This is a genomic window from Wohlfahrtiimonas chitiniclastica DSM 18708 (assembly GCF_000375345.1).
Lineage (GTDB): Bacteria > Pseudomonadota > Gammaproteobacteria > Cardiobacteriales > Wohlfahrtiimonadaceae > Wohlfahrtiimonas > Wohlfahrtiimonas chitiniclastica.
In genome coordinates, this window is the sequence record NZ_AQXD01000001.1 from 724,061 (window position 1) to 739,556 (window position 15,496).

Genomic DNA, 15,496 nt, shown 5'->3' on the forward strand with positions numbered 1-15,496 from the left:
TAAATGTGGCAGCGATCTTAGTCAATTGGTTCACCATGGGGCTTGTGCTCATCATTTTAGAGATGATTTTGCCAGGCATTTTCCTGATGTGGTTTGGCGTCAGCGCTTTGATTGTGGGCATCATTACCCTCATCATTCCGATGGCGATGAACACAGAACTCATCTTATTTGCCGTGATTTCTGTGCTCTCTGTCTTAGCAGTGCTGTATCTGATGCGTAAACATGTGCCAGAATCTAAAACCACAGTGACGGCGCATCTTAATCAAGTGCGTGGCGCTGAATTGATTGGTCAAACTTTCACCCTACCAAGTGATTGCGATGGACAAGGCAAACTCCCGATTGGCGATACTGTTTGGTTGATCCGTGGGCCAATTGCACCTGCCAATGCTCGCATTCGCATTACTGGCATTGAAAACAATACCTTGACTTATCAGATTGCTGACGACTTATGAAAACGCACCTCGAACCTCATTTACACACCGTAATGCGCCATTGGCGCATTCTCTTTGTGCTGTGGATCGTGCTGACCATTTTAAGCACATTATTTGGCTCAAGCTCACTCATTGCTTCCCCAATTCATCCCCTTTACTTTGTCTTGGTGATGCTGCTGCCTTCCACGTTGTTTTTAATTTTTTCACTCATCACAGCCCATTCGCTGTTTGCAGAGCTCTTTTTACAGCTGAAAAATCTCATCTTTAAGCAGGATCATGCACCGAATCTCAGCACGCCATTACCGGTGCGCTATATTGCTCAACTCATCTCAAATGCAACATGGCTCACCATTTTGATCACGACGTTGCTTGTGCTCTTTTTTAAATTCACCTTTCAGCACTTTGATTTTTACTTAGGCAATACCTTTACAGAGAGCCAAAGCACCACGGATCACATTGTCCATTATCTCAATTGGTTGCCAAGTAAACTTGGGCTCATTGAGTTTGATGATGCCATCATTCAGGCAAGCTTTCAAAGTGTAAAACTTGCCGATGAAGCGCGCTCGATGTGGGCAAAATGGATCATCGTGATGATCTTGATGTATGGCATTGTGCCGCGCCTTTTTGTGTTCATCTATTATGTGATTCGCGCACTGCGCCATCGAAAATCCGCAACTGTTGCCGTCAGTGATGCAGTGATTGAAGATGCCGCAAAAGAAAAACCTTTGGTGATCCGAGCCCCAAAAACGCCTGTTATTGGTGATGGTCATTATCGAGTCGCACTCGACATCACAGAGCAAACAACTTTGCCCGATAACGTGGTGCGCTTAAATGACATCGAAGCCTTTCAACAATTTGAAAGTGCACGCAAAGTTGAGCCCGCTCAGTGGATTGAAATCATGATTGATGGTAATTTAATGCCAGATCGTGGGATTTTGCGCCGTTTAATTCGCCTGATGAATCAAGCCGAAAAAGCCACCATTCATGTCTTGACGGATGATCCCCATCAAACACAAATGTGGCAACACCATTTATCCTCCATCATTGTTGACGGCGAGGCAGCTGATTATGAAATCAAATGACATTACGATTGCCATCGTAGGACACACCAATACCGGTAAAACCTCTTTGGTGCGTGCGCTCACAAAGCAGCGCCACTTTGGGGAGGTGAAAAACGCCCCTGCCACCACCATTGATGTGACAAAAATTACGCTCGAAACGCCAGATTTTGCCTTCCATTTTGTGGACACACCGGGGCTTGAAGATGCCATGGGGATTTTGGAATTGATGCCACAAAAATCCCTCAATGCTTCGCGCGTTGAAGAGAAAGACGCGCTCCTTCAACTCATGGACAACCCGCAATATCAGCAAGATTTTGACCAAGAATTTAAAGTCCTCAAACAGATGCTCAAAAGTGACATGGCATTTTATGTGATTGATGTGCGCCAACCTTTTTTGCCGCGCTATCACTATGAGATCATGTTGCTCCTGAAAACGCACATTCCTTTGCTACCGATTTTAAATTTTACGCAAAATGCACGCTACATCGAGGATTGGAAAAATGAGCTCAAAGCCAATGGACTGCATCATTACTTAGAGTTTGATACGATTTTATTGCCGAAAAAGCAGCGCTTGTATGAGCAAATTGCCATCATGTTTCCGGATCGTTATCAAAACATTCAATCCTTCATTCAGGTGCAAAACACCTTAGATCAATCCCGCAAAGCACGCGCATTGATGCTATTGGCAGAATTCTATTTTGACCTGATGACCATTAAAATCAAAGCCAACACCCAAAAGCTTGATCTAGATGAGATCAATGAGCGCATCACCACAGAAACGAAAGTATTAGAATCCATCTTCATTGATCAGCTTTTAGAACTCTATCAATTCAGCAGAAGTGACATTCAGCACATCATGCTGACCACAGAAGCGAGCGCGACCACGCAAGATTTACTCTCCGCTGAAGAGCTTGGGCAATTTTCCATTCAATTCACTAAAGGGGCAGCGGCAGGCGCTGGCATCATGGCAAGCGTTGATTTAATCAGCGGCTTTACCACCCTTGGCATTGCCTCGGCAACGGGCGCTGTGGTGGGCGGCGTGTTCAACTCCATTTGGAATTATGGGGAGCGTCTTTGGGACAAATTTCAAGACATTGAATACTTTTTCATTGATCAACCCACCGCCGTTAAATTGATGCTGAATCTTTTATACATCATCGAACGCCTCAATGATCGCTCCCATGCCGAGCTTGACCCAATTGTGATCGACATGCAGCAATCAACGCCTGCACGCATTCATGATTTTATGAAAGCCACAGAATATGTCCGCGCTTACAGCGAATTGCATCAAAAGCAAGATGCTAAAAAAGATAAACTCTTGAAAAAAATTGTCACAGAAATCCAAGACTGTTTTATGGCAAATAAAAAAAGCTGATGATTCATCAGCTTTTTCATTTAATGCCTAAAGAGTCACTTAATCTTTTAAGGCTTTTAACAATGATTTGGTCAATTCATACACTTCTGCCACATCCGGAATGAACACTTGTTCATCGGGTGAATGTGCACCCGTGATGGTCGGGCCAAAGCTCACCATCTCAATTTCAGGATAAACACGGCCAATTAAACCGGTTTCTAAGCCTGCATGAATCACCTCTACACGAATGGGTTGGCCATGTTTTTCTTCGTAGATTTTTTGCACCAAATGCAATGGTTTTGAATCTAAGTTTGGTGTCCAAGCTGGATACTCATTTTTCGCTTGCCAGAAGTAACCGGCCAATTCACCCAAATTACGGGTTTTAATTTTAAGGTGCTCTGCCCCTTCAGGTGTTAAAAAACGCCCCAATAAGCCCACATTTAAACCTGTTCTTTCCTCAATGGAAACCGTACCAATGTTACAACTTGTTTCCACCACAGGCAGTTCAGCTGAACGTTTTAATACGCCTTGTGGCAACAAGGTTAAAAAGGACAATACATGATGAGAATCTTGTGAGGATAAAGAAGGCGCCGCCGCTGCTTTTTCATGCAATAACATCACACCTTCATCAATGGCATGTAAACGCTGCGTTAAGTGGGTTTGCCACTCGGTTAAATGCTGCACAAGATGATCTGTATGGGTTTCATCATACGCAAAAATCGCTGTGGCTTCACGCGTCAAAGCATTGCGAAGTGTGCCGCCCACAAAGGAGACCAAGCGAATGGGCATGGTGTGGGACAATGCACTTAAACACTCTGCTAAGAGATTATTTGCGCTTTCACGGCCTTTATGAATGTCCGCACCGGAATGTCCGCCACGTAAACCTTTTAAGGTCACTTTCATAAAGTGGCCATATGTGGCGTCATCATAATCTAATGGTGCACTATAAGTAATGTCCACACCGCCAGCACAACCCACCACACATTTACCGATTTTTTCACTGTCTAGATTGATGAGGTATTTGCCTTGTAACCAATTAGGCTGCAATGCACGAACGCCGCCCATGCCTGCCTCTTCATCCACCGTTAAGAAGATTTCAAGGGGACCATGCTCAGCTTCAGGATCATCTAAAATTGCCATTCCCATGGCTACGCCGACGCCATTGTCTGCCCCAAGCGTTGTGCCTCGTGCGCGCACCCAATCACCCTCGATGTACATATCAATCGGATCATTGTCAAAATCATGCTCTGTGCCATCATTCTTTTGGCACACCATATCGGTATGACCTTGAATGATCACAGGTGGTGCATTTTCATAACCGGGTGTTGCGGGTTTACGGATGATTAAATTGCCAATGGCATCTTGTAGAACTTCTAAGCCACGTTGTTCGGCTTGTGCTTTAAAATGTGCTTGAATGCGATCTTCTTTTTTAGATGGGCGCGGGATTTGGTTCATCTCATAAAAATGTTTCCAAACCAATGCGGGCGATAATTTTAAAATGTCTGACATAGAAGTCCTTTATCTCTCTATTGTATACATTGAGCCTCAATCATAATGAATAATGTCACCTTTCTCAAGGCGCAGCCTAAATGGATCACTCAATCAATCAGTTGCGATTAATGATACAATGATACACTCAATATTGATTTACATTTGATTCACACTTTTATGGAGAAGCTTATGTCTTTAACGATGAAACTTCGGCATCACCTATTATGGATTTTACTCGCGCTGAGCATGATCCTATGGCCTTCGCATGCAGTGGAGGCAGAAACCACACAAAACACCCCAAATGCACAAGCGGCACCGAGTGACAGCATTACGGATCAATTGGCCACCATTGTCAATGACATGAAGGAGCTTCAGGACAAGAAAACGGCACTCACCAAAGAGATCAAAGCCGAACGTGATGATGCGCACAAGCAAGAGCTTGAAGAAAGCTTAACGCGTACAAATACGCAGCTTAAAGAGTACACCGCCTTGTTTGAAAAAATCGCCCTCGGTGGCATTGACACCTCGCGCTTTGATACGCCTGCTAAACAAGCCATCCAACAGGTGGATGATTATGATTGGCAAAAAGAGCTCGTACAGATTGCCCAACCCGTCTTTGCCGAGATGAAAAAAATCACCGATGCCCCACGCAAACGCGATGTATTGCGCTTAGAGCAAAAAGAGATCGATGAGCGATTATCCATGTTAGATAAAGGTTTGGCCACCTTTGCCCAAATCAATTTAGCAGAGTTGCCAGAGACGGCACAAAAAAATCTCAAAGACATCGAAGCCGGTTGGCAAAACCTACACAAAGAGTTGGAACGTGAACGCAAACTTGTGGTGATTAAACTCGATGAGTTGACCACCAAAGAAGGCTTTACCACTCGCTTATATAAAGGCGCTTGGTCCTTTATGACAGGGCGCGGTTTATTGCTGCTCATCACCATTGCCACATTGTCAGGCTTAATGTACCTCTTTAACCGCTTTTTGGTCTTCATTGAAAAACGCGAGAAAAATAACATCTCCATCCAATGGCGCGTGTTCATTCTTTTGTATCAAATCATCACCACATTGGTGGCGGTCTTGGTGACCTTGATGATCCTTTACTCATCAGGTGACATGGTGCTCTTTGGGATCGCGATTTTAATCATCCTCGCCTTCTTAGTCACTTCGCGCAATTCCATTCCTAAATACTTCACCAAAACGCGCATTTTCTTAAACATTGGGCAAGCCCGTGAAGGCGAACGCGTGATTTATAATGATCTCCCTTGGAAGATCAGCCGCATCAACCTTTACACCGTTTATTTAACCAATCCATTATTAGAAAATGGTACCGTGCGCTTGACGATTGATCATCTCAACAACATGATCTCCCGCCCTGTGAAAATGGATGAAACCTGGTTTCCCACCGTCGTTGGTGATGTGATCTATTTAAATGGCACACAATACAAAGTGATGCGCCAAACGCCTGAATATGTTTACCTAACCTCAAGCGGCACAGAGATCATCTATCCTTCTAAAGATTTCATTAAGGATAAAGTGCTCAATGTTTCTTACGGTTATTACATCTCAACGGAATTGAGCTTAAATTATGCCGCCATTAATGGTGACATTGATGCCGTGATCACCACCTTACAAGAGGCTTTAAACGCGCGCATTCAAGCGGAAAATCCAGATGCCCACAAAGCCATCAAATCCTTAACGATTGACTTTAACCGCATTGATGAGCAAAACAATGCCGTGTTCTTAATTGCCTTTAGCATGGGATCATTTGCCACGGATTATCGCGGTTCGATCATCCGTTTAGCACAACGCTGCGCCGTGAAAACAGCTCAAGAGCACAATTGGTCTCTCAAAACCATTCGTACATTCAGTATCGATGAGAGCAAACCTGCTCAATAAGTCATATCGATGCATCAAAAAAGCCGAGGACACTCGGCTTTTTTAATGACTGCTATCTACCTCGATGCCACAAACTTAAAGAGCAAAAAGGCAATGAGCAGTGCAATGGCGATGGGTAAAATCGCGCCTATAATGGGCGGATAGCCAAAAATTAAAATGGAGTGACTCAAAATTCTAGAGGCTAAATAGATGATTAAGCCAATCATAATGCCTAAGAAAATGCGCACACCTAAACCGCCTTGGCGATTTTGAGAGAACACCAAAGGTGCCACCACAATCAGCATCACAAAGTTCATAAGCGGGCTAAAGACCTTCGTCCAAAAAGCTAAGCGATACTCAGAGCTGTCGAGCCCATTGCCATCTAAATAGCGAATGAAGCGATTTAAGTTGCGGATGGATAAATTCTCAGGCTTTGCGGACAATGCCTCTAAAATGCGCTGATCAATCAGGTTCGGAAACGTCACAGCCTGCTCGACAGTGCGCACAATGCGCGATTGTTCAATCGTGGTTGTGGTGACATCATTCATGATCCAATCTTTACGATTAAGTGTCGCGCTTGGTGCATGCACCACGTTTTTGATGGTTTGCCCGTCAATGTCAAACATGGTGATGTTTTTGAGCTCATCATTATGCAGCGCTGCCACATTTAAAATCTCTTGGTTCGAGATCGCCCAAAAGCCATCGCGCACAACGTCTTTACCACTTTGATTGTTTTGATAAATCTCCGCTTCAACTGAGCTTTCAGGAATCACCTTTTCACTCAAAAAGAGCGACAATACACTCATCAACACAACCGTGATGATCGCGCCATACAAAATGCGAAACTTACTCATGCCTGCCGCACGCATAATGGTGAGTTCATTGGTCGAGGCCAATTGCCCTAAACCAATTAAAGCACCAAGTAATAAACCCATCGGAATCATACGATTGACGCGCATCGGTAAATCATACAACAAATAGAGCAACACATTGGTCAAGCTAAAATCCGCTTGCCCCACGTCCGACAACTCATTTAGAAAGGTGAAAAACGTCTCAATGATGGACAACAGTACAAGGCTGCCGATCACCGTCATTAAAGTCGTCCAGAGAATATAACGATCCACTTTAATCATTTATGCCAACCTTTTACTGTATCGATACGCAATCACAAGTGCCACAATCAACATCACACCATGCACCCACCACATGCCAAGCCAGCTTGGCGTCACGCCTTTACGCACCCAGTTTTGAGCCACATTAAGCAAATTAAAATAGACCACATAGATGAAAATGGCGGACAATAATTTACCAAATCGCCCTTGGCGCGGATTAGAGTGCGCGAGCGCAGGAATCATGATGGCTAAAATCAAAACGCTGATGGCAGAGGCAAAGCGGCGATTGAATTCTGAGTTAAAATCCGTGCGATTGAGATTGTCCACAATCTCGCGCGTGGAATAGGTGGCCAATTTTGGAAAAACGGGCTGCGTTGAGCTGTCTAAACGCAAGGTGATTTCTTGATAATCGAGCACATCAATGCCGCCATTTTTCAAAAAGCTGTAGCGCTTACCGTTTTCTAACACCAAAAAGCGTACACCGGTTTCACGATCCACAATTTGATGCCCTGTTTTTGCCAATGTAATGGTATAAGCACCCTCACCTTCTAAAGTTTTGATGAAAACATCTTTAATCTCTTGCTGATTTTCTGAGATCTCACGCACATACACAATGTTTTTACCACGCGAAAGCTCTCTAAACGTCCCAGCCTTCACCACGGTTAATTGTGCCTCTTCCCTAGCTTGCTGCTGAATGGCAAAGTGCTTTTGTGAAAAGTACGGAATCACCCAGAAATTGAGGAGCAACAAAATGATGCTAAAAGGCACTGCCAATTGAAACAACACGCGATATAGATTCGTCAGCGGCATGCCAAGGGCAAACATCGCCGTCATCTCGGAATCTTTATACAAGCGCCCAAACGCCACAATCGATGCCAATAAAAAGCTCAAGGGCACCAGCTCCGCCACAAAGCGCAGAATCTGAATGCCGATCATGGAGAAGATCACATTTGCAGAGATTCCGCCATTCATCACCTCATTGAGCATCAGCGCTAAACGCTGCACCAACAAAATGGCGAGCAACACAATCAACGTGGCACTCAACGTCAAGAGAATTTCCCTTGAAATGTAATGGCGGAGAATTTTCATTTAAGCTTCCTTACCGATGGTTTGACGATCAGAGTAGAATTGGCGTTTAAATTCTTGGAATTTACCCGCTTCAATGCTGTCACGAATCTCTTGCATCAATTGCAAATAGTAATGAATGTTATGGATGCTGTTTAAATGCGCGCCCAATAATTCTTTGGTTTTGTCTAAATGACGCAAATAACTGCGGGAGAAGTTCTGACAGGTGTAACACGTACAGCTTGGGTCCACAGGATTGGTGTCAAATTGATATTTTTGGTTACGAATGCGCACATCGCCATAACGGGTAAAGAGATGACCATTGCGTGCATTACGCGTTGGCATGACGCAGTCAAACATGTCAATGCCGCGCTCAACGCCTTCGATCAAATCTTCAGGTTTACCAACGCCCATTAAATAACGGGGTTTATCATCGCGCATTTGTGGCGTTAAGTGCTCTAAAATACGATGACGCTCATCCATCGGTTCGCCAACGGCTAAACCGCCAACAGCATAACCATGGAAGTCAATCTCTAACAATGCTTCTAATGAACGGGTGCGTAAATCTTCATGCATGCCGCCTTGAATGATGCCAAACAACGCATTCGGATTGCCTTCAAAGGCATCTTTTGAGCGTTTCGCCCAACGCATTGACATTTCCATGGATTTACGCGCTGTTTCATAATCTGCAGGATATGGCGTACATTCATCAAATGCCATCACGATGTCAGAGCCTAAGCGGCGCTGAATTTCCATCGATGTTTCAGGATCTAGGAAACATTTTTTACCATCAAACGGTGAGCGGAACGTCACGCCTTCTTCTGTGATTTTACGAAGTTCTGCCAATGAAAAGACCTGAAAGCCGCCAGAATCGGTCAAAATGGGTTTATCCCAACGCATAAAATCATGCAAATCGCCGTGGGCATTGATCACATCTAACCCCGGGCGCAACCATAAATGGAAGGTGTTGCCTAAGATGATTTGCGCATTGGCATCTAATAAGTTATTTGGCGTCAAACCTTTAACAGTTGCGATGGTGCCCACAGGCATAAAGATTGGCGTTTCAATCACGCCACGTTCGAATGTTAATCGACCACGACGGGCGCCGCCGTCGGTAGACAATAATGAAAATTCCATGAAGTCAGTGTTCTCTAATACGGGAAATATAAACGGTGAATTTTAACCTTTAATCCTGATTTTTTCAGAAAAACTTCATACAATGCTTTTATTTTTGCGGACTTTAACCCTTATGCCGAATGTTTCCTTCTATATTTTAAGTAGCGATCAGTTCAAAGATTATGTCAAAGTGATCACAAAATTGGCCGTCAAAGCCTTTGAGGCTGAGCATCAAGTGCTCATTTACAGCCAAGATGCAGAGATTTTAAAGCCTGTGGATGATCATCTTTGGTCATTTGACAGCGAACGCTTTGTGCCCCATGTTTGGGTGTCAAGCGATGATGAGATTGACGAGAGCGATCCTGTGATTTTAGCAAACTTTGAGCCGGCTTATGTGCGTAAAGATCTGCTCATACAAGTGGCAGATCAAGTGCCAGACAATTTTGCACAATACCAACGCATCATTGAAGTGATGTACCAAACGCCTGAATGTTTAGCCAAAGGCCGCGAGCGCTTTCGCTTCTATCGCAGCCAAGGCATTGAACCCACCACCATTAAGTTATAAATCACTCCGCCATCTTTTCTGCTTCTGCCAAATCTACAGAAACCAAACGCGACACGCCAGGTTCACTCATTGTCACACCAATGAGTGATTCTGCCACAGACATCGTGGTTTTATTGTGCGTGATGAAAATAAATTGCACGCGATCACTCATCTCTTTCAGCAAAGCCCCTAAACGGCGCACATTCGCCTCATCAAGGGGCGCATCCACTTCATCTAAAATACAAAATGGCGCAGGATTTAAGTTAAAGATGGCAAACACTAAAGCCGCCGCCGTCAATGCCTTTTCACCGCCAGACAATAAATGAATGGTGCCAGGCTTTTTCCCCGGTGGGCGCGCAATGATGTTCACGCCGCTTGATAATGCATCCTCACCTTTGAGCTCTAAATAGGCTTCACCACCACCAAATAAACGCGGGAAGAGTTTAGAGAAATCCTGATTGACGGCATTAAAGGTGCTCATAAAGCGCTCACGCGTCTCTTGATCAATTTTATGGATCGCGATCTCTAACTCTGACAATGCGGCATTCAGATCTTGATCCTGCTCATCTAAATACTGCTTACGCTGGGCAAGTTGCTGACACTCTTCGATCGCCACAAGGTTCACTGCACCAAGGCGGCTCAATTTTTGTTGTACGGATTTGAGCAACGGTGCAACATCCGCATCTTCAAGCGCCGCAATCTCATCGGTCATGGCATTTTGCTCATCAATGCTCACGGTTTCTAATAAATCTTGCCAATCTTTCTCAATATGCGCTTGATGGGCTTTAAACTCCGCCTCACGCACCATTAAGGATTGAATCACCTCTTTTTGGCTTTCGATGTGCTTCTCTTGCGCAGCTTTGAGCGTTTCTTCTTGCTCAATCGCTGTTTGTAGCGCCGCAACTTCCGCCACAAGTTCAGTTTTTTCAGTGTCCACGGTGATTAAATTTTCTGAATGAATCAACAAAGATTCTTCAAGCAAAATCAGCTCATCACTGTCGACTTCGCACTCGGCTTTTTCCTGCAATTTTTGTTGCAATTCGCTCTGTGTTTTCACTAAGCGCGCTAAGTTTTTCTCTGTCTCTTTTAACTGAAAACGCGTGTTGTCCAATTGCCTTGTGGCGTCATTGACCGCTTGCTGCATGTTTTGCGCTTCGGCTTGTTTGGCTTTTTGCTCTGCTTCATAGCTGGACAACTCAGCATCATTTGCTGCTTTTTTAAACTGTGTTTCCTCTAACGTCATCAATAAGCTTTCAAGCGTGATGCGGTTTTCTTCAATTTCAAGCTGCCCGGCTTCATGGGCTTCTTTCAGTGCGGCCAACTCAGAGGTAATGCGCGCTTGATTCTCCGCAACATGCATGCGCTCTTTATTCAACAGTGCCCACGATTTTTCAATCGCCGCTTGCTCTGCTTTTGCGCTTTCTAATGCACTGCTGATCTCTTTAACATGGCTGTTTACGGCACTCTCTTGCTCAATCAATGCTTGCTTGTCTGATTCTAACTGCATGATCAATTGATTTAAATCCTGTAAGCGACGCTCAAGCTCATTCATCTCTTCGGCGCGCTCTAACACACCATCAATTGCCCCATCGATGTGTGCAATGAACCAATCCACGCCATAAAGATCGCCATTGGGCATCACGATCCATTCATGCATCTTTAAATCTGCTTTCAGTAGCGCTAAATCCAACTCATTGCGCGCCACATACACATGGGACAACAAAGCACCTAACTGTTTATCACTTTGAATGTAATGCCCTAAATGCTGTTCTGTAAACGTACACTCTGTGGCTGCAAGCGCATAACCTTCCGGATTTTCAAGTGTGGATAAAGTTAAATAGCGGGCCAAAACCACTTCCGCCGCTTTTTGCCATTCAGGGGCAATGGTTAAGGATTCAAACAGAGGCGCTTGCCCCTCTTTTTGTGCCAATACCGCATTTTGCAGTAATGTGAGCGCACTGAGGCGACCTTCATATTCCGATTGCGTGCGCACGCTTTGATGAATGCGCGCTTCCACATCGCGGCGCGCTTCACTCACGGTTTGTCCTTGTGCCTCTGCATCTGACAAGGATTGCTGCAAGGTCTCTACAGACAAGGCTTTTTCTTCCATCGCTGCTTGCAACTCAATCAGCTGATCACTGTGGCCATCTTCCGCTTCTAATGCAGATAACTCTAACTGCAATTTAGCAATGCGCGCTTCGCCATGGATCTGTTGGGTTTCAAAATGGGTGATGCTATTTTTGGCAACATCCGCCTCACGCTCTAATTGGCGCACCTCTTCATTGAGGATTTTCGCAGTCTGCAAGAATGCATCAAATGTTGTATTGAGGGATTCTAAATGCTCAGTGAGTTCAAAGAGTGAATCGGTCATCACCATCAATGCATCACTCTCTTCGCCTTCTGTTGCAGTTAAGGTTTCAAGAGCGATCTGTAATTCTGTGATCTCAGCGTCGACTTGTAATAGTGATGCATTCAATGCCGCTTGATCTTCATGAGTGCGCGCTTGTGATGTTTTAATGGCCTCAATTTTATGCTCAAGCGTTAAAATCTCACGCTGCTCAGCATGGAATGTTTCTGTAGCCACAGATAACGCACCGCTCTTTTCCATCAATGCTGCTTTATTGGCATTGTGTTTAAGGATGAGTTCATTGTAAAAACTCACCGCTTGATGAAATTCTGCCTCTAATGCCTCTAAACGCGCCGTTAAATCCGCTTGTTCTGCACTGATCTCTGCTTTTTGTTGTTTTAAGGCAATGTATTGCAATAAGCGCTCTTCACGTTTTAACACTTGGTAAGTTTCAGCTTTTTTCGCTTGCTTTTCCAAATGGGTGAGCTGCGTGCTGAGCTCTTCGCGCACATCTAATAAGCGCAATAAATTTTGGCGCGTGTGTTCAATGCGGATTTCCGTTTCGCGTTTTTGTTCTTTATATTTTGAAACGCCGGCGGCTTCTTCAAACACCAAACGCAATTCATCGGGTTTTGATTCCACAATGCGCGAAATCATCCCTTGCTCAATGATGGCATACGAGCGCGCACCTAAACCTGTGCCTAAGAAAATATCGGTGATGTCTTTACGGCGGCATTTTGCACCATTTAAGTAATACGTACTTTGACCGGTGCGCTCTAAAATACGCTTAATGCTGATCTCGCCAAAGGCTGCCCATTGCCCGCCAATTCGCCCATCAGTATTGTCAAACACCAACTCAATGCTTGCAAAACTTGAGGCTTTACGACTTGTAGCACCACTGAAAATCACATCCGTCATCGCTTCGCCGCGCAACTGCTTGGCAGAAGATTCCCCCATCACCCAGCGAATGGCATCAATGATGTTTGACTTCCCACAACCATTCGGGCCCACAATGCCATTTAAGCGGTGTGTTAAATCAAACACCGTATGATCTACAAACGATTTAAAACCAGAGAGTTTAACTTTACTTAGATACACAACAAAAATGCCCGATGTTTATGATTAAAGGCGGACATTATCTAGTCTTAGAAAGATGAATGCAAGATGTGATTGAATGGAAAGGGACAATAAAAAAACCTGAAACCCCAAGGTTTCAGGTTCATTGAAAAGAAAGAATGTATTTATGCTAAAAACCATTTATAAGGATCAATGTTCTCATTGTGGTTAAATTGCACAAAGCCATAAATCACACGAAATGCAAACCAGATCGAGACACAAAAGAGCACCAAATACCCCACAAAAATCAGCGTGAGAATGAGCCCCGCGATCCACAACACAAAGCTTGCAAGGCTCGTGCGAATCAAATAGAGCATGTGATTGTAATAAATCGTGCCGCGCATCTCATTGCGCTTAACAAAGGCAAGGATAATGGCGATCACCGCCACAGGTGGCATCACAATACTGATCAAAAACAGCACATACACTACCAATGACATTTTTTTAGCATCTGTTATGTTCATGGTTTGCTCCTTATTTTATGATTAATGAAGGGAAAGATTAACACTTTGCTTTGTTGATCATGATTCTAATAATCTGTTCATCCGTCTGTTTCATGCCATCACACACCAAGTGCCCAAGGTTTTGAATGCTCTCCTCCACCGTTGGGGAAACGATGCCTTCTTGCCCTGTCACACGCACATTGTCAAGCGCCATCATCACCGCTTTAAACGCAGCGTTGGCAGTGGATGACACCTTCATCGCACAACTATTTGCCGCCCCATCACAAATGATGCCAGAGACATCACCAATCATGCTGCAAATGGCATCGTTGATCACCTCTAATTTGTGATCCCCAAGCAGCCACGCCATGCCAGCGGCAGCACCCATCGAGGCAGTGGAAGTCGCGCATAAGGCAGACAGCGATGGAAAGGTATTATGAATGTAAATCGCCACCAAATGAGACAAGGTTTGCGCACGGATGCGATCCTCTTTTGAGGCATTGACAAAATCCGCCACCACCACAACTGGCATCGTGGCAGAAATCCCTTGATTGCCTGAGCCTGAATTACTCATCGCCGGCAATGTTGCGCCGCCCATGCGTGCATCAGAACCTGCACTTGTGCGAATCATGATGTCCGTCATGAGATCTTTGGAGATGAATCCTTTATCTAACTGATTCATCATGGTTTTACCAATGTGCAAACCATAATCATGCGTCAATCCTTCTTCAGAAAGCGCCGCATTCATGGTTTCTGCCTCAAACATAAAGGCGATCTCTTCAATGGGCACCTGCATGACAAAATCATAAATATCTGCAATGGAAGCCTCTGAAAAATCAAATGCCTTTTTCGGACCTTGATCACCGGTATCCGGCGCTTCAAAGAGCACTTGACCATCTTTTTCAAGGCGCACAATGTTAGTGTGCCCATCGGCAATGCAAACGCGCGCACTGTGATGCGCTGTACGTACAATCGCCTCGCTGTAGAGCACCTTTTTCGTCAATGCCATTTGAACGCTGACTTTATCCGCATCAAGGAGCGCTTTTGCCGCTTCAACACAGGATCGATTGATGTTTTTAAGCACCTCTAAACCTGCTTCACTGTCCCCACAAACGGCACCTGCAGCGGCGGCAATGGCAAGCCCTTTCATGCCTGTCCCGGGCACAGTGACGCCCATGCCATTTTTTAAAAGGTTCGGGGAGACGGATGTCTCAATCTTAATGATCTCTTCTTGATCACCAAGCAGTGCGCGGGCTTTTGCCGCAGCGAAGGCCAGAGAGATCGGCTCAGTGCAGCCTAACGCAGGTTTGACTTCACTGTGTAACGCTTTGATGTATTGTTGCCAGGTCTTGTGATTCATCGTCTGTACCTCCTTTCACTTAAGGGAATAGTATGCCATTTTTGCGCATATTTTTCAGCCACTTTCTATCACTACACTTTCCCTACAATTTTTTAATCAAAGGCTATACAAAGGCAGAAATTCAGGCTATAAATTGATGAGGTGTGCATAAAAATATACTAAATATGGAGGGAGG

The 15,496-nt window shown here is 44.7% G+C and carries 12 protein-coding genes; 5 read left to right on the forward strand and 7 right to left on the reverse strand.

Annotated features, from left to right (window positions below; all coding sequences use genetic code 11):
* Positions 1-5 precede the first annotated feature (5 nt).
* The 3 genes from B143_RS0103390 to B143_RS0103400 are packed head-to-tail and all read left to right on the forward strand — an operon-like array spanning position 6 to position 2,867.
* Positions 6-452, forward strand: a complete 447-nt coding sequence (locus B143_RS0103390; RefSeq protein ID WP_018122207.1) for an NfeD family protein — start codon at positions 6-8, stop codon at positions 450-452.
* Positions 449-1,513 carry a DUF2868 domain-containing protein gene (locus tag B143_RS0103395; RefSeq protein ID WP_038195786.1) on the forward strand — a complete coding sequence of 355 codons (1,065 nt, stop codon included), beginning with the start codon at positions 449-451 and terminating at the stop codon, positions 1,511-1,513. The genes B143_RS0103390 and B143_RS0103395 overlap by 4 nt, the downstream gene beginning before the upstream one ends.
* The gene (locus B143_RS0103400) at positions 1,500-2,867 is read left to right on the forward strand and encodes a GTPase/DUF3482 domain-containing protein (protein WP_018122209.1); all 1,368 of its coding nucleotides are present in this window, start codon (positions 1,500-1,502) and stop codon (positions 2,865-2,867) included. Before B143_RS0103395 ends, B143_RS0103400 begins: the two co-directional genes overlap by 14 nt.
* A gap of 39 nt (positions 2,868-2,906) precedes the next feature.
* Here B143_RS0103400 and B143_RS0103405 read toward each other — a convergent pair whose 3' ends face one another.
* Entirely contained in the window at positions 2,907-4,355 is a 1,449-nt protein-coding gene (locus tag B143_RS0103405) for an aminoacyl-histidine dipeptidase (RefSeq protein WP_018122210.1), read from the reverse strand.
* Between the two features lie 171 nt (positions 4,356-4,526).
* Here B143_RS0103405 and B143_RS0103410 point away from each other — a divergent pair, with 171 nt between their 5' ends.
* Positions 4,527-6,239 (forward strand): coiled-coil domain-containing protein, encoded by a 1,713-nt coding sequence (locus B143_RS0103410; RefSeq protein WP_018122211.1) that lies wholly within the window; start codon positions 4,527-4,529, stop codon positions 6,237-6,239.
* 56 nt (positions 6,240-6,295) lie between these two features.
* Here B143_RS0103410 and lptG read toward each other — a convergent pair whose 3' ends face one another.
* The 3 genes from lptG to tgt are packed head-to-tail and all read right to left on the reverse strand — an operon-like array spanning position 6,296 to position 9,532.
* The gene (gene lptG / locus B143_RS0103415) at positions 6,296-7,351 is read right to left on the reverse strand and encodes an LPS export ABC transporter permease LptG (RefSeq protein ID WP_018122212.1); all 1,056 of its coding nucleotides are present in this window, start codon (positions 7,349-7,351) and stop codon (positions 6,296-6,298) included.
* Positions 7,352-8,419: an LPS export ABC transporter permease LptF gene (lptF, locus tag B143_RS0103420; RefSeq protein ID WP_008314511.1), complete on the reverse strand. Its 1,068-nt coding sequence runs from the start codon at positions 8,417-8,419 to the stop codon at positions 7,352-7,354. It lies immediately after the preceding gene.
* Complete coding sequence (gene tgt / locus B143_RS0103425) at positions 8,420-9,532, reverse strand: tRNA guanosine(34) transglycosylase Tgt (RefSeq protein ID WP_018122213.1); 1,113 nt, start codon at positions 9,530-9,532, stop codon at positions 8,420-8,422.
* A 112-nt stretch (positions 9,533-9,644) separates the two neighbouring features.
* On the opposite strand from tgt, the gene B143_RS0103430 reads away from it, so the two are divergent.
* Positions 9,645-10,076, forward strand: a complete 432-nt coding sequence (locus tag B143_RS0103430; protein ID WP_018122214.1) for a DNA polymerase III subunit chi — start codon at positions 9,645-9,647, stop codon at positions 10,074-10,076.
* A 1-nt stretch (position 10,077) separates the two neighbouring features.
* Here B143_RS0103430 and smc read toward each other — a convergent pair whose 3' ends face one another.
* The 3 genes from smc to B143_RS0103445 all read right to left on the reverse strand — a co-directional run bounded on the left by smc (position 10,078) and on the right by B143_RS0103445 (position 15,321).
* Positions 10,078-13,446, reverse strand: coding sequence for a chromosome segregation protein SMC (gene smc / locus B143_RS0103435; RefSeq protein WP_018122215.1), 3,369 nt, complete (start codon positions 13,444-13,446; stop codon positions 10,078-10,080).
* 197 nt (positions 13,447-13,643) lie between these two features.
* A complete protein-coding gene (locus B143_RS0103440) occupies positions 13,644-13,982 on the reverse strand; it encodes a DUF4870 family protein (protein ID WP_008314507.1) in 339 nt (112 codons plus the stop codon).
* A 37-nt stretch (positions 13,983-14,019) separates the two neighbouring features.
* The gene (locus tag B143_RS0103445) at positions 14,020-15,321 is read right to left on the reverse strand and encodes an L-cysteine desulfidase family protein (RefSeq protein ID WP_018122216.1); all 1,302 of its coding nucleotides are present in this window, start codon (positions 15,319-15,321) and stop codon (positions 14,020-14,022) included.
* Positions 15,322-15,496: the final 175 nt, after the last annotated feature.

What these genes read in the sequence shown, in the direction of transcription:
- B143_RS0103400 (WP_018122209.1), top strand. Translation starts at nt 1,500, where the DNA reads ATGAAATCAAATGACATTACGATTGCCATCGTAGGACACACCAATACC.
- B143_RS0103440 (WP_008314507.1), bottom strand. Translation starts at nt 13,982, where the DNA reads ATGAACATAACAGATGCTAAAAAAATGTCATTGGTAGTGTATGTGCTG.
- tgt (WP_018122213.1), bottom strand. Translation starts at nt 9,532, where the DNA reads ATGGAATTTTCATTATTGTCTACCGACGGCGGCGCCCGTCGTGGTCGA.
- B143_RS0103395 (WP_038195786.1), top strand. Translation starts at nt 449, where the DNA reads ATGAAAACGCACCTCGAACCTCATTTACACACCGTAATGCGCCATTGG.
- B143_RS0103410 (WP_018122211.1), top strand. Translation starts at nt 4,527, where the DNA reads ATGTCTTTAACGATGAAACTTCGGCATCACCTATTATGGATTTTACTC.
- B143_RS0103445 (WP_018122216.1), bottom strand. Translation starts at nt 15,321, where the DNA reads ATGAATCACAAGACCTGGCAACAATACATCAAAGCGTTACACAGTGAA.
- B143_RS0103430 (WP_018122214.1), top strand. Translation starts at nt 9,645, where the DNA reads ATGCCGAATGTTTCCTTCTATATTTTAAGTAGCGATCAGTTCAAAGAT.
- lptF (WP_008314511.1), bottom strand. Translation starts at nt 8,419, where the DNA reads ATGAAAATTCTCCGCCATTACATTTCAAGGGAAATTCTCTTGACGTTG.
- B143_RS0103405 (WP_018122210.1), bottom strand. Translation starts at nt 4,355, where the DNA reads ATGTCAGACATTTTAAAATTATCGCCCGCATTGGTTTGGAAACATTTT.
- lptG (WP_018122212.1), bottom strand. Translation starts at nt 7,351, where the DNA reads ATGATTAAAGTGGATCGTTATATTCTCTGGACGACTTTAATGACGGTG.